Source organism: Halioglobus japonicus (assembly GCF_001983995.1).
GTDB lineage: Bacteria > Pseudomonadota > Gammaproteobacteria > Pseudomonadales > Halieaceae > Halioglobus > Halioglobus japonicus.
In genome coordinates this window covers 1,306,837-1,324,888 of the sequence record NZ_CP019450.1, presented here as the reverse complement: position 1 = coordinate 1,324,888, position 18,052 = coordinate 1,306,837, and the positions used below count along the sequence as shown (strand labels likewise).

General features: G+C 57.6%; 23 protein-coding genes. 6 read left to right on the top strand and 17 right to left on the bottom strand.

Annotated elements, in window-relative coordinates; all coding sequences use genetic code 11:
- Nucleotides 1–24: 24 nt before the first annotated feature.
- The 13 genes from rpsQ to BST95_RS06225 form a co-directional block, all read right to left on the bottom strand.
- Nucleotides 25–291, bottom strand: a complete 267-nt coding sequence (gene rpsQ, locus BST95_RS06285; protein ID WP_066055365.1) for a 30S ribosomal protein S17 — start codon at nucleotides 289–291, stop codon at nucleotides 25–27.
- Between the two features lie 2 nt (nucleotides 292–293).
- Nucleotides 294–485, bottom strand: a complete 192-nt coding sequence (rpmC, locus tag BST95_RS06280) for a 50S ribosomal protein L29 (protein WP_066055367.1) — start codon at nucleotides 483–485, stop codon at nucleotides 294–296.
- Nucleotides 485–898: a 50S ribosomal protein L16 gene (gene rplP, locus BST95_RS06275; RefSeq protein ID WP_066055370.1), complete on the bottom strand. Its 414-nt coding sequence runs from the start codon at nucleotides 896–898 to the stop codon at nucleotides 485–487. Before rplP ends, rpmC begins: the two co-directional genes overlap by 1 nt.
- An 11-nt stretch (nucleotides 899–909) precedes the next feature.
- On the bottom strand, nucleotides 910–1,575 hold the full coding sequence (gene rpsC / locus BST95_RS06270) for a 30S ribosomal protein S3 (protein ID WP_066055372.1): 666 nt from the start codon (nucleotides 1,573–1,575) through the stop codon (nucleotides 910–912).
- A gap of 12 nt (nucleotides 1,576–1,587) precedes the next feature.
- Nucleotides 1,588–1,926: a 50S ribosomal protein L22 gene (gene rplV, locus BST95_RS06265; RefSeq protein WP_066055375.1), complete on the bottom strand. Its 339-nt coding sequence runs from the start codon at nucleotides 1,924–1,926 to the stop codon at nucleotides 1,588–1,590.
- 24 nt (nucleotides 1,927–1,950) lie between these two features.
- Nucleotides 1,951–2,226, bottom strand: a complete 276-nt coding sequence (rpsS, locus tag BST95_RS06260) for a 30S ribosomal protein S19 (protein WP_066055377.1) — start codon at nucleotides 2,224–2,226, stop codon at nucleotides 1,951–1,953.
- A gap of 29 nt (nucleotides 2,227–2,255) precedes the next feature.
- On the bottom strand, nucleotides 2,256–3,083 hold the full coding sequence (gene rplB, locus BST95_RS06255; RefSeq protein ID WP_066055380.1) for a 50S ribosomal protein L2: 828 nt from the start codon (nucleotides 3,081–3,083) through the stop codon (nucleotides 2,256–2,258).
- Nucleotides 3,084–3,097: 14 nt separating this feature from the next.
- The gene (gene rplW, locus BST95_RS06250; protein WP_066055383.1) at nucleotides 3,098–3,394 is read right to left on the bottom strand and encodes a 50S ribosomal protein L23; all 297 of its coding nucleotides are present in this window, start codon (nucleotides 3,392–3,394) and stop codon (nucleotides 3,098–3,100) included.
- Complete coding sequence (gene rplD, locus BST95_RS06245) at nucleotides 3,391–4,008, bottom strand: 50S ribosomal protein L4 (protein WP_066055386.1); 618 nt, start codon at nucleotides 4,006–4,008, stop codon at nucleotides 3,391–3,393. Before rplD ends, rplW begins: the two co-directional genes overlap by 4 nt.
- Nucleotides 4,009–4,026: 18 nt before the next feature.
- A complete protein-coding gene (rplC, locus tag BST95_RS06240) occupies nucleotides 4,027–4,662 on the bottom strand; it encodes a 50S ribosomal protein L3 (protein WP_066055389.1) in 636 nt (211 codons plus the stop codon).
- Between the two features lie 135 nt (nucleotides 4,663–4,797).
- Nucleotides 4,798–5,109: a 30S ribosomal protein S10 gene (gene rpsJ / locus BST95_RS06235; RefSeq protein ID WP_066055391.1), complete on the bottom strand. Its 312-nt coding sequence runs from the start codon at nucleotides 5,107–5,109 to the stop codon at nucleotides 4,798–4,800.
- Between the two features lie 273 nt (nucleotides 5,110–5,382).
- Entirely contained in the window at nucleotides 5,383–5,697 is a 315-nt protein-coding gene (locus tag BST95_RS06230; protein WP_229801787.1) for a TraR/DksA family transcriptional regulator, read from the bottom strand.
- Nucleotides 5,698–5,699: 2 nt separating this feature from the next.
- Nucleotides 5,700–5,939: an HP1242/YdcH family protein gene (locus tag BST95_RS06225; RefSeq protein ID WP_084198579.1), complete on the bottom strand. Its 240-nt coding sequence runs from the start codon at nucleotides 5,937–5,939 to the stop codon at nucleotides 5,700–5,702.
- A gap of 198 nt (nucleotides 5,940–6,137) precedes the next feature.
- Here BST95_RS06225 and BST95_RS06220 point away from each other — a divergent pair, with 198 nt between their 5' ends.
- Nucleotides 6,138–6,503: a TM2 domain-containing protein gene (locus BST95_RS06220; protein ID WP_180962045.1), complete on the top strand. Its 366-nt coding sequence runs from the start codon at nucleotides 6,138–6,140 to the stop codon at nucleotides 6,501–6,503.
- 32 nt (nucleotides 6,504–6,535) lie between these two features.
- Here the strand turns inward: BST95_RS06220 and lon are convergent, their stop codons facing one another.
- The gene (gene lon, locus BST95_RS06215; RefSeq protein WP_084198577.1) at nucleotides 6,536–8,959 is read right to left on the bottom strand and encodes an endopeptidase La; all 2,424 of its coding nucleotides are present in this window, start codon (nucleotides 8,957–8,959) and stop codon (nucleotides 6,536–6,538) included.
- Nucleotides 8,960–9,104: 145 nt separating this feature from the next.
- Here lon and BST95_RS06210 point away from each other — a divergent pair, with 145 nt between their 5' ends.
- Nucleotides 9,105–10,379, top strand: a complete 1,275-nt coding sequence (locus BST95_RS06210) for an aspartate aminotransferase type Ic (protein WP_373295105.1) — start codon at nucleotides 9,105–9,107, stop codon at nucleotides 10,377–10,379.
- Nucleotides 10,380–10,390: 11 nt separating this feature from the next.
- Here the strand turns inward: BST95_RS06210 and BST95_RS06205 are convergent, their stop codons facing one another.
- From BST95_RS06205 to rpsB, 3 genes are all read right to left on the bottom strand, one after another.
- Complete coding sequence (locus BST95_RS06205) at nucleotides 10,391–11,161, bottom strand: hypothetical protein (RefSeq protein ID WP_229801786.1); 771 nt, start codon at nucleotides 11,159–11,161, stop codon at nucleotides 10,391–10,393.
- A gap of 171 nt (nucleotides 11,162–11,332) precedes the next feature.
- Entirely contained in the window at nucleotides 11,333–12,190 is an 858-nt protein-coding gene (gene tsf, locus BST95_RS06200) for a translation elongation factor Ts (RefSeq protein ID WP_066055407.1), read from the bottom strand.
- A 120-nt stretch (nucleotides 12,191–12,310) separates the two neighbouring features.
- Nucleotides 12,311–13,060 (bottom strand): 30S ribosomal protein S2, encoded by a 750-nt coding sequence (gene rpsB / locus BST95_RS06195; RefSeq protein WP_066055410.1) that lies wholly within the window; start codon nucleotides 13,058–13,060, stop codon nucleotides 12,311–12,313.
- Nucleotides 13,061–13,380: 320 nt separating this feature from the next.
- On the opposite strand from rpsB, the gene map reads away from it, so the two are divergent.
- The 4 genes from map to dapC are packed head-to-tail and all read left to right on the top strand — an operon-like array spanning nucleotide 13,381 to nucleotide 18,050.
- On the top strand, nucleotides 13,381–14,151 hold the full coding sequence (gene map, locus BST95_RS06190) for a type I methionyl aminopeptidase (protein ID WP_084198576.1): 771 nt from the start codon (nucleotides 13,381–13,383) through the stop codon (nucleotides 14,149–14,151).
- An 8-nt stretch (nucleotides 14,152–14,159) separates the two neighbouring features.
- Nucleotides 14,160–14,324, top strand: a complete 165-nt coding sequence (locus BST95_RS20360; RefSeq protein ID WP_240500268.1) for a hypothetical protein — start codon at nucleotides 14,160–14,162, stop codon at nucleotides 14,322–14,324.
- 29 nt (nucleotides 14,325–14,353) lie between these two features.
- Nucleotides 14,354–16,825, top strand: coding sequence for a [protein-PII] uridylyltransferase (glnD, locus tag BST95_RS06185; protein ID WP_240500267.1), 2,472 nt, complete (start codon nucleotides 14,354–14,356; stop codon nucleotides 16,823–16,825).
- Between the two features lie 34 nt (nucleotides 16,826–16,859).
- Nucleotides 16,860–18,050, top strand: a complete 1,191-nt coding sequence (gene dapC, locus BST95_RS06180; RefSeq protein ID WP_084198575.1) for a succinyldiaminopimelate transaminase — start codon at nucleotides 16,860–16,862, stop codon at nucleotides 18,048–18,050.
- The last annotated feature ends 2 nt before the right edge of the window (nucleotides 18,051–18,052 follow it).

The window sequence follows — 18,052 nt, the reverse complement described above, 5'->3', positions numbered from 1 at the left end:
CAAAATCTCTACCCTGTGCCGGGATTAAACCGCGGCGGCGCTCTCTACTACTTCTACCAGCTTCCAGGTCTTGCTCTTGGAAATCGGGCGAGACTCGGCAACAGTTACTGTGTCACCGATGCCGCACTGGTTGTTTTCATCGTGCGCATGGATTTTGGACGAACGAGTGATGTACTTGCCGTATACCGGGTGCTTAACCCGACGCTCGACCAGTACAACAATGGTCTTGTCCATCTTGTTGCTGACAACTCGACCAGTTGCCGTCCGTGTACGTTTTTCTGCAGCTGACATACTTAGTTACCTGCCTTCTGTGTAAGTACAGTCTTAACGCGTGCGATGTCGCGCTGGTTCTGCTTGAGCAGGTGAGTCTGCCCCAGCTGACCAGTGGACGACTGCATACGCAGTTTGAACTGCTCTTCACGCAGGTCGAGCAGCTGCTTGTTCAGGTCCTCTACGGACTTTTCACGCAATTCGCTAGCTTTCATCACATCACCGACCGTTTAACAAATGTTGTGGCAACCGGAATCTTGGCAGCAGCCAGCTCGAACGCTTCACGCGCCAGCTCTTCAGATACGCCCTGCACTTCGTAAAGTACTTTGCCGGGCTGAACCTGGGCTACCCAGTATTCAACGTTACCTTTACCTTTACCCTGACGTACTTCCAGAGGCTTACCTGTAATAGGCTTGTCCGGGAAGACACGAATCCAGATTTTACCGCCACGCTTAATGTGACGAGTCATGGCACGACGAGCCGCTTCGATCTGACGCGCAGTAATGCGGCCGCGACCTGTCGCTTTCAAACCGTATTCGCCAAAGCTCACTTTGCTGCCGCGATGGGCCAGGCCGCGGTTACGACCCTTCTGAGTTTTGCGAAATTTTGTACGCTTTGGTTGAAGCATCTGCGTAACCCTTAATTAGTTGCTGACTTCTTCTCAGCGGCTTCTTCGCCACCGATCACTTCGCCTTTAAAGATCCAAACCTTCACACCGATGATGCCGTAGGTAGTGGAGGCTTCGTAGGTTGCGTAGTCGATATCGGCACGCAGAGTGTGCAGAGGCACACGACCTTCGCGGTACCATTCAGTACGCGCGATTTCTGCACCGCCCAGACGACCACCGACCTGGATCTTGATACCTTCGGCGCCCTGACGCATGGCGTTCTGTACGACGCGCTTCATAGCGCGACGGAACATAACGCGACGCTCCAGCTGCTGGGCTACGTTCTGAGCTACCAGCTTGGCGTCCAGATCCGGCTTGCGAATCTCTTCGATGTTGATGTGCACGGGCACACCCATCTTCTTGGTGAGTTCCTTGCGCAGAGCGTCGACATCTTCACCCTTCTTACCAATCACGATACCGGGACGGGCAGTGTGGATGGTAATGCGAGCAGTCTGTGCGGGGCGCTCGATAACAACACGGCTCACGGAAGCGTGCTCCAGTGCCTTCTCGATGTACTCACGCACCTCCAGATCAGTAATCAACTGCTTGGAGTAGTTCTTGCTGTCGGCGTACCAGATAGAGTTATGGTCTTTAACAATACCCAGGCGGATACCGACGGGATGTACTTTCTGACCCATGTCTTGGTCTCCTTAGCCTTCGCCGTCTGCAACTTTCACAGTAATGTGACAGCTACGCTTCAAAATTCGGTCTGCGCGGCCCTTAGCACGGGGACGCAGGCGCTTCATAGTCATACCTTCGTCAACGAAGACAGTAGAGACTTTCAGTTCGTCTACATCTGCACCTTCGTTGTTTTCAGCATTGGCGATCGCAGAGTCAAGAACCTTCTTGACAATGTGAGCTGCCTTTTTATTGCTGAATTCCAGCAGGTTAAGCGCTTCTTCCACAGGCTTGCCGCGGACCTGGTCAGCGACCAGACGGGCTTTCTGCGCAGAAATTCGCGCGCCTTTCAGTCTTGCTGCAACTTCCATTTCCTAAACCTCGTTACGCGGCGCTTAGCGCTTCGCCTTCTTGTCTACGATATGGCCCTTGAAGGTACGAGTTACTGCGAACTCGCCCAGCTTGTGGCCAACCATGTCTTCGTTAATCAGTACAGGTACGTGCTGACGGCCGTTGTGTACGGCGATAGTCAGACCAACCATGTCCGGAGAAACCATTGAACGGCGCGACCAGGTCTTGATCGGACGACGATCGTTGCTTTCAAGCGCAGTTTCTACCTTCTTCATCAGGTGCAGGTCGATAAAAGGACCTTTTTTAAGTGAACGCGGCACAATCTCTTCCTCTAATCTCTAGTCAACCGTTACTTCTTACCGCGACGACGCACGATAAGCTTGTCGGTACGCTTGTTCTTACGAGTCTTGTAACCCTTGGTAGGCGTACCCCAGGGGCTGACCGGATGACGGCCACCGGAGGTGCGGCCTTCACCACCACCATGGGGGTGATCAACCGGGTTCATCGCAACACCGCGAACAGTCGGGCGAACACCGCGCCAGCGAGCGGCACCAGCTTTACCCAGTTTGCGCAGGCTGTGCTCTGAGTTGGACACTTCACCCAGGGTAGCGCGACAGTCAGCCAGTACCTTGCGCATCTCGCCGGAGCGCAGACGCAGGGTGGCGTATTGACCTTCGCGGGCAACCAGCTGAACGGAAGCACCAGCGGAGCGAGCCATTTGAGCACCCTTACCGGGCTTCAGCTCAATCGCGTGCACAACAGAACCCACAGGGATGTTGCGCAGCGGCAGACAGTTACCTGTCTTGATCGGAGCAGCGGAACCGGACTGCAGAACGTCACCCGCTTTCACACCCTTAGGGGCAATGATATAGCGACGCTCACCGTCGGCGAACAACAGCAGCGCAATGTGCGCAGTGCGGTTCGGATCGTATTCCAGGCGCTCTACCTTGGCGGGGATACCGTCCTTGGTGCGCTTGAAATCGATGATACGGTAGTGCTGCTTGTGACCACCGCCAACGTGGCGAGTGGTGATACGACCGTTGTTGTTACGACCACCGTTGCGGCTCTGCTTTTCCAGCAGGGGCTTGTGCGGTGCTCCTTTGTGCAGATCCTCACTGACAACGCGGACGACGTGACGACGACCGGGTGAAGTGGGCTTACTCTTCAAAACTGCCATTGTGATCCGACTCCTTACTCAACAGTCGCAAAGTCGATGTCTTGACCCTGCTCCAGTCGTACATATGCTTTTTTCCAGGTCGGCTTGGTGCTATAACCGAAACGGTTACGCTTAACCTTACCCTTCACCTTCAGGGTGGAGACCTTGTCGACCTTAACCTTGAACAGCTGCTCAACAGACTTCTTGATCTCTGCCTTGGTTGCATCAACGGCAACCTTGAAAACAAACTGGTTGTTTTCGTCAGCTACGATGGCGGCCTTCTCGGAAACGTGCGGGCCTACCAGCACTTGGAATACGCGCTCCTGGTTCATCCCAGCATCTCCTCAAACTTCTTGACCGCGTCAACAGTGACGATCACTTTGTCGTGAGCGATCAGGCTGACAGGGTCGACACCGTCTACGTCGCGAACGTCAACCTTGTGCAGGTTGCGAGACGCCAGGTAGAGGTTCTCACCAACTTCAGTGGACACGATCAACGCGTTATCCACACCGTACTCGCCCAGCTGCTGAACCAGCATTTTGGTCTTGGGCTGCTCCAGATCCATGCTCTCTACAACAACCAGGCGATCCTGGCGAGCGAGCTCGGACATAATGGTGCGCAGCGCTGCACGATACATTTTACGATTCACTTTCTGAGAGTGATCCTGCGGCTGAGCCGCGAAGGTCACACCACCGGAGCGCCAGATCGGAGAACGGATAGTTCCCGCACGAGCGCGACCGGTACCCTTTTGACGCCAAGGCTTCTTGCCACCGCCGGAAACCGCTGAGCGGTTCTTCTGGGCACGAGTGCCCTGGCGTGCGCCTGCCAGAAAGGCAGTTACAACCTGGTGAACCAGGTCTTCGTTGTACTCTTTAGCAAAGGCAACATCGGAGACAGACAACTTGCCTGCATCACTGTTACCCGGCTTAACTACATTCAGTTCCACGTTAGAGCCCCCCTAACCTTATGCCTTGATGGTGGGGCGCACTACGACGTCACCACCGGGGGCACCAGGTACGGCACCCTTAATGAGCAGCAAATTGCGCTCGGCATCAACACGGACGATTTCCAGACCCTGGGTAGTTACCTGCTCGGCACCCATGTGGCCCGCCATCTTCTTGCCCTTGAAAACACGGCCGGGTGTTTGACACTGACCGATAGAACCAGGAGCGCGGTGTGAAATAGAGTTACCGTGCGTGGCGTCCTGCATGGCGAAATTCCAGCGCTTAACACCGCCCTGGAAACCTTTACCCTTGGACTTACCAGTAACGTCCACGATCTGGCCCGCTTCAAAACGCTCAACAGTCAGCTCAGAGCCAACTTCAGGCGCTTCGTCTGCTTCTTCCAGACGGAACTCCGACAGGCTTGCGCCTGCTTCGACACCCGCTTTCGCGAAGTGTCCCGCTTCGGATTTACTCACTTTAGAGGCCTTGCGGCTGCCCGCAGTGACCTGAATTGCACGATACCCATCGGTATCGAGCTCTTTGATTTGAGTAACGCGGTTTGGAGAAACCTCCACTACGGTTACTGGAATGGATGCGCCGTCTTCGGTAAAAACACGAGTCATACCGGACTTACGGCCGACTAAGCCAATAGCCATTTTGCTAACCTCTCAGTGTACGGGGCTACATACCCTCTATGGCCGCTTAAATTGGAACCTGTTCCCAACTTAAGCAATTACACACCCGGGACAGTTATTTGCCTGCCCCGAGCAGGTCTTGCTTACGATTTGTCGTTAGCCAAGACTGATCTGTACTTCTACACCTGCTGCCAGGTCTAGTTTCATCAGGGCGTCTACAGTTTTTTCTGTAGGCTCCACGATGTCCAACAGACGCTTGTGCGTACGAATTTCGTACTGGTCACGTGCGTCCTTGTTTACGTGCGGGGAAACCAGCACGGTGTACTTTTCCTTCCGGGTAGGAAGGGGGATAGGACCTTTGACCTGGGCACCGGTACGGCGCGCAGTTTCCACAATTTCCTGAGTCGACGTGTCGATCAGCTTGTGGTCAAAAGCCTTGAGACGGATACGAATACGTTGATTCTGCACCTGACCTAACTCCAATCAAATAAAAAACCAGAGGCCCGCAAAGGGACCCCCCGAAAAAGGAAGGCGAATTCTAAGGACCAGCCCCGGCAGTGTCAAGGCGGGTTTGGGATTATTTTAGGGGGAATTCGAGAAGGGGGACTTTTACCATTTCCCGGGCCCCAGAAAGGCCACTACCGGCCACCACCAGCGCCTTCGAGTCGCGGATCATGCATGAAAAACGAGGCTCAAGCCCCCTTTATTCCATACAGCTATAAAAACCACCCACATAAGTGCTTAGTCAGCACAACCCACACACCGCGTGGCCTCAGGGATTGCCCGCAGGCGCACCTCCGCGATGTTTTCGCCGCAGTGCTCGCACTCGCCGTAGGTACCAGCTTCAATCTTGTCCAGCGCCATCCGGATATCGCGCAGGGATTGACGGGTTTCGTTGCCAATGGGGTCCACCACCTCGTCGTTCTCACGTTCCTGGGCCTGCTCCGCGGAGTCACCTGAGTATTCGTGCGTGACGTCAGCCTTAATGCTGGCCAGGCGCCGCTGCATGGTCGCCAGGCGTTGCTCCAGTTCGGCGCGAAGCGTTTCGTTCGCCACGGTCAGGCCGCCGTGAGCATGCGGTAGAGCTCATCCTTGAGGTGCAAACGCCGGATCTTGGCCTCCTCCTCGGTGCGGGTCGCTACCGGGGTCACTTCATCTTCCATCTTTTTGATACTGGTAATCAGCTCGTGGCACTCATCGAACAGGCGCCGAAAATGGGCATCATTCATCTTGAGTTCGTGGATGCGGTCATGCAGTTCAGGAAATTCGTGGTGCAGATCGCGGTGCTCAACAGACATTCGAGGTCCTCTGGGGTGACCTACAGGGTTGCTTACCAGCGTACCGCTTTACCGGCGCGGGGCCATGAACCAGATCATTATAGTCACTCTGACGCGGGCGCCAGCCTCTTGACGCGGCCCACCAGAGCCAACACCATGGCAATACACACTTGCGGGAGCAGCGACTTGGAACGCCAGGAAGGTACGCATTCGGTCTTTATGGGATATTTGCTATGGATCTTCGGATTCATTGGGGCCCACAGGTTTTACTACGGCAGGCAGATATCGGGCGTTATCTGGTTTTTCACCCTGGGCCTGTTCTTTATCGGCTGGATTATCGATCTACTGCTTATCCCGGGCATGTCCCGCGATGCGGATCGCCGGTTTGTCCCCGGGCCCAAGGATTATGACCTGACCTGGATTCTGCTCACGTTCCTGGGCATCTTCGGTATCCACCGCATGTACATGGGCAAGTGGATTACCGGTGTCATCTACCTGTGCACCGGTGGCTTCTTCCTGCTCGGCGTACTGTGGGACTTCCTGACGCTCAACGAGCAACTCTCGGACGCAAACAACCAGTACTGATCCGGTTACGGCGCGGCCTCAGGCCGCGCTGATCAATGCAGCGACTTATCCTTGCGGTGCTCATGGAACACGAACTCAAACACCTCGCGATAATTGCGCGCAAAGTGCACATTGATACCTTCACGCAGGTACTCGGGCAGCTCCTCAAAATCGCGCCGGTTGGCATGGGGTAGAATCAACTCCATGATTTTGCTGCGTCGGGCGGCGATCACCTTTTCACGAATCCCCCCAACGGGCAGCACCTGGCCGGTCAACGTCAGCTCGCCTGTCATGGCCAGAGGGCGCTTGATACGCTCCTTGCGGGCCAATGAGACCAGCGCCGTCGCCATCGTAATGCCGGCACTGGGACCATCCTTGGGCGTGGCCCCCTCCGGGACATGCAGATGCACCATCGACATATCAAAGAAGTCGCGATCGCAACCATAGTCTTTCAAATGGGCAATCACATAGCTGTAGGCGATTTCCGCGGATTCACGCATGGTCTCGCCCAGACGCCCGGTTAATTTGAAGCCGCGGTTCAAGGTATGGATTTGCGATGACTCAATGGCCAGGGTCGCGCCGCCCATGGCGGTCCAGGCCAGGCCTGTGGCAACACCAAGGCCTCGCACAGGCTTGTCCGGCATGAAATGCGGCTTGCCCAACAGGTCGTCGATATCCTTTTTGCCAACCCGCAGCTTTTCCTCGCCCGTGTCGAGCATGCGCACAATCGACTTGCGCATAATCCGTGACAGCTGCTTTTCCAAGTTGCGCACGCCGGCCTCGCGACAGTAGGAATCAATCACATACTTGAGCCCGGCATCGTTGATCTTGAGCTGATCCTCGCCCAGTCCGTGACGCTCCAACTGCCGCGGCCACAGATGGTTGCGCGCAATTGCCAGCTTTTCTTCGGCCACATAACCGGACAGGCGGGTCACCTCCATCCGGTCGAGCAAAGGCCCGGGGATAGTATCCAGCTGATTTGCCGTACATATAAACAACACCTTGGACAGATCCACCCGCAGGTCGAGGTAGTGATCGAGAAACTCGCTGTTTTGCTCCGGGTCCAGCACCTCAAGCAAAGCCGACGCCGGATCACCCTGATAGGAAGCCCCGATCTTGTCGATCTCATCGAGCATGATAACGGGGTTAGATACCTTCACCTCTTTCAGGGCCTGCACGAATTTACCGGGCATGGCGCCGACATAGGTGCGCCGGTGGCCTTTAATCTCGGCCTCGTCACGCATGCCGCCCAGACTGAAACGATAAAACTCGCGCCCCAAGGCATCTGCCACAGAGCGGCCGATACTGGTCTTGCCTACTCCGGGTGGCCCGACCAGCAACATGATGGAGCCGGCGATTTCACCCTTGAATGAGCCTACCGCCAAGAATTCGAGAATGCGCTCTTTTACATCTTCCAGGCCATCGTGATGCTCCGCCAGCACACCGCGGGCGTGTTTGAGATCGAGATTGTCCTCGGAGTGCACACCCCAGGGCACGGAAGTGGCCCAGTCCAGGTAATTGCGCGTCACGCCGTACTCGGGTGAACCGGTCTCCAGCACCGAGAGCTTTTGCAGCTCGTCATCGATACGCTTTGCCACCACCTCAGGCAGCTCCAGCCCGGCAATACGCTCCTCAAACATGTCGGCATCGGAGGTGCGATCGTCCTTCGAGATACCCAGCTCTTTCTGGATGATCTTTAACTGCTCACGCAGAAAGAACTCCCGCTGCTGATCGCTGACCTTGTCATTTACCTGACTGGTGATCTGCCCCTGCAACTCCGCTACCTCGCGCTCCTTGCGCAACAGCGTGAGGACCTTCTCCATGCGTGACCGCAATGGCAAGGTATCCAATATTTCCTGGAGCTGCTCGCCCGAAGCCGTGGTCAGGGCAGCCGAGAAATCGGCCAGCAAGCTGGGCTGGTTGGGGCTGAAGTTGGACAGGTACTGCTTCAATTCCTCGCTGTACAAGGGGTTGAGAGGCAGCAGTTCCTTAATGGCCTTGATCAACGCCATGGCGTAGGCCTTGATCTCGTCCGAGTCTTTTTCACCCTGGCTGCGTGGATACTCTACCTGCACCAGGAAGGGCGGCTTGTCATTCAACCAGCGAACAATTCGAAAACGCCGCAGGCCCTGGGCCATAAACTGGCCGGGCTGGTCCGCCCCACCCGGGGGACGATGCAGGCGCACCGCGCAGCCGATTTCCGGGAAACGACGAATATCAATCTCGCCGTTCTCGCCCGGCGGCACATAGGACAGCCCGATCAAACGCGTGCCGGAATCGGCCACCGCTTTAAGCGTGGTCGCCCACTCCTGCGGGTTCATGCCAACCGGCTGCACCTGCCCAGGAAAAAACGGACGATTCGGCACCGGCATCAGGTACAGGGTATCCGGGAGCACGTCGTCGGCTACCGCCGGTGCACCGGCGGCCTGTTCCGGTTCCAGTACTTCGGGTTCCAGCGCTTCTTCGTGCTCGTTCATGCTTATCCTCAAGGCAATGTCTGTGACACAGATATGCGGGCACCAGTGCTGAATTCAAGCTTGTGACATTGGTCACCTGTTCGCGCAGGCGCACCGCGGCTATACTCCCCTGCCCTGAATTCTAGACCACCACAAGGAAGCCACCGTGCATATCGAGCAAATGTCGGCCGACCAATTACGCGCCCAACTCGACACCCTGGAAGCACAGTACCGGGCCCTGGCAGAGCGCCAGTTATCACTGGACCTGACCCGTGGCAAACCCGGCACCGAGCAGGTGTCACTGTCCGACGCCCTCGACGGTATTCTCGAAGGCGACTATCGCGCCAGCAACGGCACCGACGTGCGCAACTATGGCGGCCTCGATGGCCTGCCAGAGGCCAAGGCATTGTTCAGCAAGGTGATGGGTGTGCCTGAGTCAGACATTGTGATCGGCGGTAACTCGTCACTGACCCTGATGTACAGCGTGATCGACTTCGCCCTCAATGTCGGCCTGCGCGGTGCTGAATCGGCCTGGGGGAACTCTGATGAACTGAAATTCCTGTGCCCGGTGCCCGGCTACGATCGTCACTTCGCCATCTGCGAACATCTCGGCATTGAAATGATCCCGGTGGCGATGGATGCAAACGGCCCGGATATGGACGAAGTCGAACGCCTGGTTAGCTCCGATCCTGCCATTAAAGGCATCTGGTGCGTGCCGCGCTTCTCCAACCCCACTGGCTGTGTATACAGCGAAGAGACAGTGGAGCGCCTGGCCAGGCTGGGCACTATCGCCAGCGATGACTTTATCGTGATGTATGACAACGCTTACGCAGTGCACACCATCGACGCGGATGCCCCCGAGCTTGCCAATATCAGGGACTACAGCGTCAAGCATGGCACTGAGTCGAGCGTGTTCCAGTTCGGGTCTACCTCCAAGGTCACCTTTGCCGGCGCGGGCGTAGCCTTCCTGTCCAGTAGTCCGGCCAACCTCGCGGCCTTCAAGCAACACCTGGGGTTTCAGAGCATCGGTCCGGACAAGGTCAACCAGCTGCGCCACGTTAAACTGTTGCAGTCACCGGCCGGCATCGCGGCCCATATGGAAAAGCACGCCGCACTACTGCGGCCTAGATTCGCCGCCGTACTGGCAACGCTGGAAAATGAACTGGGCGACACAGGCATGGGCGAGTGGCTGTCGCCACAGGGCGGTTACTTTATTTCCTTCAATACCCGTCCGGGACTGGCCCAAACCGTGGTGAAACTTGCGGCGGATATTGGCGTGGCGCTCACCCCTGCCGGTGCCACCTACCCCTACGGAAACGACCCCGAGGACAGCAATATCCGCCTGGCGCCCAGCTACCCCTCACTGAAGGACGTGCAGGCAACGGCGGAGGCCTTTGTGATCTGCGTGAAACTCGCCAGCATTCGTCAGGCGCTGGCCTGACCGCGGCGCCATCAAGGCGCCGCCTGTAGAATTCGCACCGAGCTCTCAAGTTCTGCGATAGACGCGTTCACCTGGCGCCGGAACGCGTCGGTGGAGCGCACCGCTTCCTCGTTGGCCTTCACCAGGCGATTGAGCTTGGCCATATCCAGATTGATGCGATTCAGAGTATCGGCCACCCGCTCGACTTCCGCCTGATTGGTCTTGGCGCTGTTCATCAAGCGGCTCAGGTCACCCGACACACTCTTAAGCTTGGCGAGGTCGGCCGCTGCACTGTTCACCTTTGACGACGTCGAGGAAATCGACTTTTCGTTCGCCGCAATCTGGGTGCCCTGCTTCTTGGTCGTCGCCTCCAGCTTACCCAGGCGCTCCTTGGACTTTTTCCACACATTGTCCCAGAGTTTGCGAACCTCTGAATCCAGTTCGCGCAGCTTGGCCGCCTGCACCGCCGCGTTCTGGCTCATGCCCTCGTCCGTATCAGACAGGCGAGCCTCCAAATCGGCAATACGCGTTTCGTGCCCCTGCAGGGCGTACTCGCTCTGCCGGAGCTGCTCCTGCAATTGCCAGGCCCAGGCACAGGCCACGGCCGCAACCACCAGCGCCACAACGGCAACCAGCTTGCCGAACACGCCACCGCCAGACGACGCTTTGGCTGGCGGGCGACTGCCACCGCCCGAGCCTCCGGGCTTGCCGCGCGTGGCGCCCGGCGTGGGGCGGACCATGGTGTGTTCGTTATCGCGCGATGGCACAATAGAGGGAATGTGGTCGATATCGTCTCTGGACATTGGGAATTACTAACACGTCGGTCTTTGCTGGAATTATACATAGGACCTGTTCGAGCAACAGGAATTCCATGCAATTGGCCCCGACTTTTAGTCGAATCAGGGCCAGAAAAAGAAAAAGGGAGCCGAAGCTCCCTTTCCCATCCACGCGGTGGATATCTGCGTGATTGCGCCTTAGCCGTTGAGCTGGGCCGCAACCTCATCAGCGAAGTCAACTTTCTCGACTTCAATGCCTTCGCCCACTTCGAAGCGGACAAATGAAGCCACTTCTGCGCCAGCGGCAGAAACCAGCTTGCCAACGGTTACGTCGGGATCTTTAACGAACGCCTGCTCCAGCAGAGAGTTCTCGGCCAGGAACTTCTTCACACGACCGCCAATCATCTTCTCGATAATCTCGGCGGGCTTGCCGGATTCAGCGGCCTGTGCGGTGTAGATTTCCTTCTCCTTGGCGACAACCTCTTCGGGCATATCCGCGGGGGATACAACCTGGGGGTTAACCGCTGCAACGTGCATAGCCACATCTTTGGCCAGATCCTGGTCGCCGCCCTTGAGCTCAACCAGTACCGCGATGCGGTTGTTGCCGTGTACGTAGGCACCAACTACACCGGCGTCAGCGTTAACCAGCTCAATGCGGCGTACACCGATGTTCTCACCGATTTTCTGTACCAGCGCTTCACGTGCTGCTTCCAGGTCGCCGTCCATCAGGGCGGCAACGTCAGTCTGCTTGGCAGCGAAAGCCGCATCGGCAACGCTGTTTACGAAAGCCAGGAAGTTATCGTCGCGAGCAACGAAGTCGGTTTCAGAGTTAACTTCAACCAGCATGCCGTAGCTGCCGTCTTCAGCCAGACGAGTCACAACAACGCCGTCGGCGGCGGTGCGGCCAGCTTTCTTGGCAGCTTTCATGCCGCTGGACTTACGCAGTTCTTCAATTGCCTTGTCGACGTCGCCGTCGGCAGCGGCCAGTGCCTTCTTGCACTCGAGCAGGCCCAGGCCTGTACGATCACGCAGTTCTTTAACCAGTTTTGCTGACATTGATTGTCCTCCTATGCAATCCCGGGTGATTGGATCTGAAAATAAAAACCCCGGCAGCGATGCGCCGGGGGAGATTCTAGGTGCCCGGCGTTACAGTTTCTGCAGCGCCGGGGCTTGAACTTACTCGGCGGCTTCTTCAGCAGCGGCTTCTTCGACGAACTCATCCTTGGTAGGAATCGCTTCGCCAGATTCAGCCTTGCCAGCCAGGCACGCATCAGCCACGGCAGTGACGTACAGCTTGATCGCACGGATCGCGTCGTCGTTACCGGGGATAACGTAGTCAACACCGTCAGGGTTGGAGTTGGTGTCGACGATGCCGATCACGGGGATACCCAGCTTGTTGGCTTCAGTGATCGCGATGCGCTCGTGATCAACGTCAACGACAAACAGCGCGTCGGGCAGACCGCCCATTTCCTTGATACCACCGATGGAGCGCTCAAGCTTCTCCATGTCGCGGGTGCGCATCAGGGCTTCTTTCTTGGTCAGGCGATCGAAAGTGCCGTCGGCCTGCTGGGCTTCCAGGTCACGCAGACGCTTGATGGACGCGCGAATGGTTTTGTAGTTGGTGAGCATGCCGCCCAGCCAGCGGTGGCTGACGTAGGGCTGGCCGGCGCGTTCCGCCTGCTCTTTGATGATTTTGCCGGCGGCGCGCTTGGTGCCAACGAACAGAATCTTATTCTTGTTACCCGCGAGGCCTTTCACCAGGTTCAACGCTTCGTTGAACGCAGGAACGGTGTGCTCGAGGTTGATGATGTGGATCTTGTTGCGGGCACCGAAGATGTACTGGTCCATTTTGGGGTTCCAGTAGCGGGTCTGGTGACCGAAGTGGGCGCCTGCCTGCAGCAGGTCGCGCATGCTTACTTGCGACATAATAAATACCTTGTATTTGGGTTAGTCCTCCACATATCCCCGATTCCAAACCGCAGGCCAAGCCGTTGGCACCCTGGAACAGGTGTCGATATGTGTGTGTCAATTAGTGCCCGATCCCCTCTGGGCGACCAAAAATCAGCCACGCCAGGGCAACGAGGCGCGCTTTATACCACAGAGCGATGGGTGGATAAAGCGCTAAATCATCGCAAATTCACGCCGCGTTACCTTTTGCCACCCTGATTCATGTAGAATGTGCCTCCTCCGGCCCTCGCCAAGCGCAGGCCGGACCCATATTTCTTATATATTTCAATAGGTTGCAAATGGCAGTAAGTATCAAGACTGCGGACGAGCTGGAAAAGATGCGCGCCGCCGGCGCCCTGGCCGCCGAAGTACTGGAGATGATCCAACCCCACGTACAAGTGGGCGTCACCACCGGTGACCTGGATCGCATCTGTCACGACTATATTATCGCCGCAGGAGCGATACCAGCGCCCCTGAATTACCACGGCTTCCCGAAGTCGATCTGCACGTCGGTGAATGACGTGGTGTGTCACGGCATTCCGTCGGACAACAAGAAGCTCAAGAACGGCGATATCGTTAACATCGATGTCACCGTGATTAAAGATGAGTACCACGGCGACACCAGTATTATGGTGGAAGTCGGCGACGTCGCTCCCCATGCAACCCGCCTGATCCAGATTACTCAGGAATGCCTGTACAAAGCTCTGGATATTGTCCGCCCCGGCACCACACTGGGCGATATCGGCGCCATCATCCAGGCCCACGCTGAGAAAAACTATTACTCAGTGGTGCGCGAGTACTGCGGCCACGGCATCGGCAAGGTATTCCACGAAGATCCACAGGTACTGCATTATGGCCGCAAAGGTGCTGGCCTCACGCTCGAAGAAGGCATGACCTTTACCATAGAGCCCATGGTTAACGCAGGTAAACGTCACACTCGCCTGAACCAGAAAGATGGCTGGACCGTAACCACCAAGGACGGCCGCCTGTCGGCACAGTGGGAACACACCATTGGCGTCACCGCAGACGGCTGCGAAATCTTTACCCGTCGCAGTAACGAGACTTTCTAAGGAATCCAGTGCCCTCATCCCTCGCCCCTCTGCCCACAGAACTATTTGACTCCACCGCTCTGCGCGACCGCCTGGGCGGCACCGATGCCATCGCCGCCTGCAAAGGCGCCATTGTTCAGGCCACAGAATACCTGCACCAGCAATTTCGCGAAGGCGCCCCGTTGAATCACTGATCCGCCAACGCGCCGCTTTCGTCGACGCTTTGCTGGGCCAGCTGTGGGAGCAAAACATCGGCGCGGACAGCGAGCACTGTCTGGTGGCTGTGGGCGGCTACGGGCGCGGCGAACTTCACCCCTGCTCTGACATCGACATTCTGTTACTGCTGGATGAGAACGCTGGCGACGCTGAGGCAAAGCTGGAGGGTTTCCTGACCCTGCTGTGGGACATCGGCCTGGACATCGGTCACAGCGTGCGCACGGTAGCGCAGTGTATTGAGAATGCCGCCGGCGATATCACCATCCTCACCAACCTGATGGAGGCAAGGGTGATTCGCGGGCCTCAGCGGCTGATGGAGGAAGTCCAACAGGGCACCTCAACCGAGAAGATGTGGCCAAGCCCGGCATTCTTCCGCGCCAAGGTCGAAGAGCAACGCAATCGCCACACCAAGTTTGCCGACACCGAATACAACCTCGAACCCAATGTGAAGTCCTCACCAGGCGGCCTCCGCGACATGCAGATTATTGGCTGGATTGCCGAGCGCCACTTTGGGGTGGAGTCGCTGGATCGCCTTACCGCCGCCGAGTTCCTCGAGCCGGTAGAGGCCCAAATCCTGCGCGATGGCCGCGATTTCATGTGGCGAGTGCGCTACGCCCTACACATGATTACCGGTCGCGAGGAAGATCGTCTGCTGTTCGACCATCAGCGCGAGCTGGCCCAGATGTGGGGTTTCGAAGATGGCGAGAAGCTCGCCGTCGAACAGTTCATGCAGGTTTACTACCGCTGGGCCCAGGCCCTGGGCATGCTCAACGAGGTTCTTATCCAGAACTTCGACCAAGACATACTCACGGCAGAAGGCGACCACAACATTCTCGAGCTGAACGGCCGCTTCCAGATGCGCAACGGTTATATCGAGGCGCGCAACGACAACGTGTTCTCGATCGACCCCTCGGCGATACTCGAGGTGTTCCTGCTCAGCGCACGCAACGATGCGATAAACGGTATTGCCGCGCCCACGATCCGCCAGCTGCGCAGATCACTCGACCTCATCGACGACAGTTTCCGCGCCAGTGAAATCAACCAGAAGATGTTCATGGACCTGCTGCGCTCGCCCTACAAGCTGACCCGCCAGCTCAAACGCATGGTTCGCTACGGCGTTATGGGGCGCTATATTCCCGAATTCGGCCAGATTATCGGCCAGATGCAGCACGACCTGTTCCACACCTACACCGTGGATGCACATACCCTGGAAGTGATTGAAAACATGCGTCGCTTCCAGATTCCCGAGTTCGCCGAGCGCTTCCCCGTGACCAGCCGGGTGACCGCGCGTCTGCCCAAGATCGAACTGCTATACCTCGCAGGCCTGTTCCACGACATCGGCAAGGGCCGCGGCGGCGACCATTCAGAACTCGGCGCGGTAGACGCCCAGGCGTTCTGCGAACTGCACAAACTGAGCAAGCGCGACACCAACCTGGTCGTATGGCTGGTGGAAAACCACCTGACCATGTCTGCCGTCTCCCAGCGTCGCGACATTTCCGATCCCGACGTCATCCAGCAGTTCGCTAGGCATGTGGGCGACCAGCATCGCCTGGACTACCTGTTTGCTCTGACAGTAGCCGACATTAATGGCACCAACCCAACTCTCTGGAACGCCTGGCGCGGCAGCCTGCTCCGTCAGCTGTACACCGAGACCAAGCGTGCCCTGCGGCGCGGCCTGGAAAATCCCATCGACAAGCAGGTGTGGGTTGACGAAACCCGCGACGCAGCCATCGACACACTCGAGTACCGCGGCTTCACCATCGAGGAAATTGAAGACGTGTGGAAAGAGCGCGGCGAAGACTACTTCCTGCGCGAGAAAGCCGAGGACATTGCCTGGCACACCGAAGCCATTGCCGGTCACCATGACAAAAGCAAGCCGCTGGTGCTGGCCCGCAGCAGTCTCGATTCCAATGTCGCCAATACCACCCAGATCTTTATTCACGCCCGCTCTTCCGCTGCCCTGTTTTCGCGTATTTGTGCTCAGCTGGAACAGCTGGATCTGTCGATTCACGATGCGCGCATTTACAACGCCAACGACGGCATGACACTGGACACGTTCTTCGTGCTCGGATCTGACGGCCAGGCGATCGCCGAGGACCAGGCGCGAATCAACGACATCCGCGAAGCTCTCTCCCACGCCCTGAGCCAGGACGCGAGCGCCCAGGTAGTGAATCGCCGCACGCCGCGGGCCAAGAAATCATTCTCCATCCCCACCGAAACCAGCATGTCCGTGGATGAGGTAAAAAATTACTCGGTACTGGAGATTGCCACCCCCGATCGCCCCGGCCTACTCGCTCGTATTGGTAAGATTTTTGTCGACTTCGACATCGATTTACAGGCCGCCAAGATTCAAACCCTCGGTGAACGGGTAGAAGACGTGTTCTTTATTACTGACGCTGACCAGCAGCCCATTACCGACCCGGAGCGCTGTGAGGCATTACAGCGGGCCATTCGAGAAGAGCTGAACGAAACAGCCTGAGCATTCCCCCACTGAATTTTCACGACGGTACACGATGAACCCCGACCTGCAACGCCTGCAACCCTATCCCTTCGAGAAGCTGCGGGCGCTGTTCGCCGATCTCGAAGCACCGGCTGACACCAATCCCATTGCCCTGTCTATCGGCGAGCCCAAACACCCCTCGCCCGCATTCGTACTGCAGGCCGTCGCTGACAATCTCGACAAACTCGCCAGCTACCCCCTGACCCGGGGCAGCGACGCTCTGCGTGAAGCCATTGGCGATTGGCTGCAGCGCCGTTTCAAGCTGCAGGGCATCGACGCAGAGCGCCATATTCTGCCGGTGAACGGCACTCGCGAAGCCCTGTTTGCCTTCGCCCAGACAATCGTCGATCGCGACAAAGCACCCCTGGTGCTAAGCCCCAATCCCTTTTACCAGATTTACGAGGGCGCGGCCCTACTTGCCGGCGCAACCCCCGTCTTCCTGGATTGCGGCCCCGACACCGGCTACCTGCCCGACTTTGCCGCCGTCACCGAAGACCAATGGCAGCAATGCCAACTGCTCTACATCTGCAGCCCCGGCAACCCCACCGGCGCAGTCATGTCACTGACGCAATTACAGGACCTGATCAAGCTCGCCAGCGAACACGACTTTGTGATCGCCTCTGACGAATGCTATTCCGAGATCTACGGCGACGAATCCAACCCGCCCGCCGGCTTACTGCAGGCCTGTGCCGCCATGGGCGATGGCAGCTACCGCAACTGCGTGGTGTTCCACAGCTTGTCCAAACGCTCCAACCTGCCCGGCCTGCGCTCCGGCTTCGTGGCCGGCGACGCCGACATCATCGGCAAGTTTCTGCAGTACCGCACCTATCACGGCTGCGCCATGCCTGCCCATCACCAGATTGCAAGCATCGCCGCCTGGAATGACGAGCAACACGTCATCGAAAACCGCGCCCGCTACCGCGCCAAGTTCGACGCCGTACTGGACATTCTCGGCGACAAATTGAACGTGACTCGCCCCGACGCCGGCTTTTACCTGTGGCCCGAAACACCGATTGGCGAAACAGAGTTCGCCCGTGGCCTGTTCGCCCAGCAGCACGTTACCGTGCTCCCCGGCAGCTTCCTCGCCAGAGAAGTGGACGGCCACAACCCCGGCGCCAACCGCATACGCATGGCCCTGGTCGCCGAAATGGCCCAGTGTGTAGAAGCCGCCGAGCGCATCGCGGCGTACCTGGAGACCCTATAATG

Bases quoted from the DNA above. Each gene is read 5' to 3' on its own strand.
- rplC (WP_066055389.1), bottom strand. From the start codon at position 4,662: ATGGCTATTGGCTTAGTCGGCCGTAAGTCCGGTATGACTCGTGTTTTT.
- rplB (WP_066055380.1), bottom strand. From the start codon at position 3,083: ATGGCAGTTTTGAAGAGTAAGCCCACTTCACCCGGTCGTCGTCACGTC.
- dapC (WP_084198575.1), top strand. From the start codon at position 16,860: ATGAACCCCGACCTGCAACGCCTGCAACCCTATCCCTTCGAGAAGCTG.
- map (WP_084198576.1), top strand. From the start codon at position 13,381: ATGGCAGTAAGTATCAAGACTGCGGACGAGCTGGAAAAGATGCGCGCC.
- rplW (WP_066055383.1), bottom strand. From the start codon at position 3,394: ATGAACCAGGAGCGCGTATTCCAAGTGCTGGTAGGCCCGCACGTTTCC.
- BST95_RS06220 (WP_180962045.1), top strand. From the start codon at position 6,138: ATGGGATATTTGCTATGGATCTTCGGATTCATTGGGGCCCACAGGTTT.
- tsf (WP_066055407.1), bottom strand. From the start codon at position 12,190: ATGTCAGCAAAACTGGTTAAAGAACTGCGTGATCGTACAGGCCTGGGC.
- BST95_RS06225 (WP_084198579.1), bottom strand. From the start codon at position 5,939: ATGTCTGTTGAGCACCGCGATCTGCACCACGAATTTCCTGAACTGCAT.
- rpsB (WP_066055410.1), bottom strand. From the start codon at position 13,060: ATGTCGCAAGTAAGCATGCGCGACCTGCTGCAGGCAGGCGCCCACTTC.
- rplP (WP_066055370.1), bottom strand. From the start codon at position 898: ATGCTTCAACCAAAGCGTACAAAATTTCGCAAAACTCAGAAGGGTCGT.
- rplV (WP_066055375.1), bottom strand. From the start codon at position 1,926: ATGGAAGTTGCAGCAAGACTGAAAGGCGCGCGAATTTCTGCGCAGAAA.
- rpsQ (WP_066055365.1), bottom strand. From the start codon at position 291: ATGTCAGCTGCAGAAAAACGTACACGGACGGCAACTGGTCGAGTTGTC.
- BST95_RS06205 (WP_229801786.1), bottom strand. From the start codon at position 11,161: ATGTCCAGAGACGATATCGACCACATTCCCTCTATTGTGCCATCGCGC.
- lon (WP_084198577.1), bottom strand. From the start codon at position 8,959: ATGAACGAGCACGAAGAAGCGCTGGAACCCGAAGTACTGGAACCGGAA.
- rpsC (WP_066055372.1), bottom strand. From the start codon at position 1,575: ATGGGTCAGAAAGTACATCCCGTCGGTATCCGCCTGGGTATTGTTAAA.
- rpmC (WP_066055367.1), bottom strand. From the start codon at position 485: ATGAAAGCTAGCGAATTGCGTGAAAAGTCCGTAGAGGACCTGAACAAG.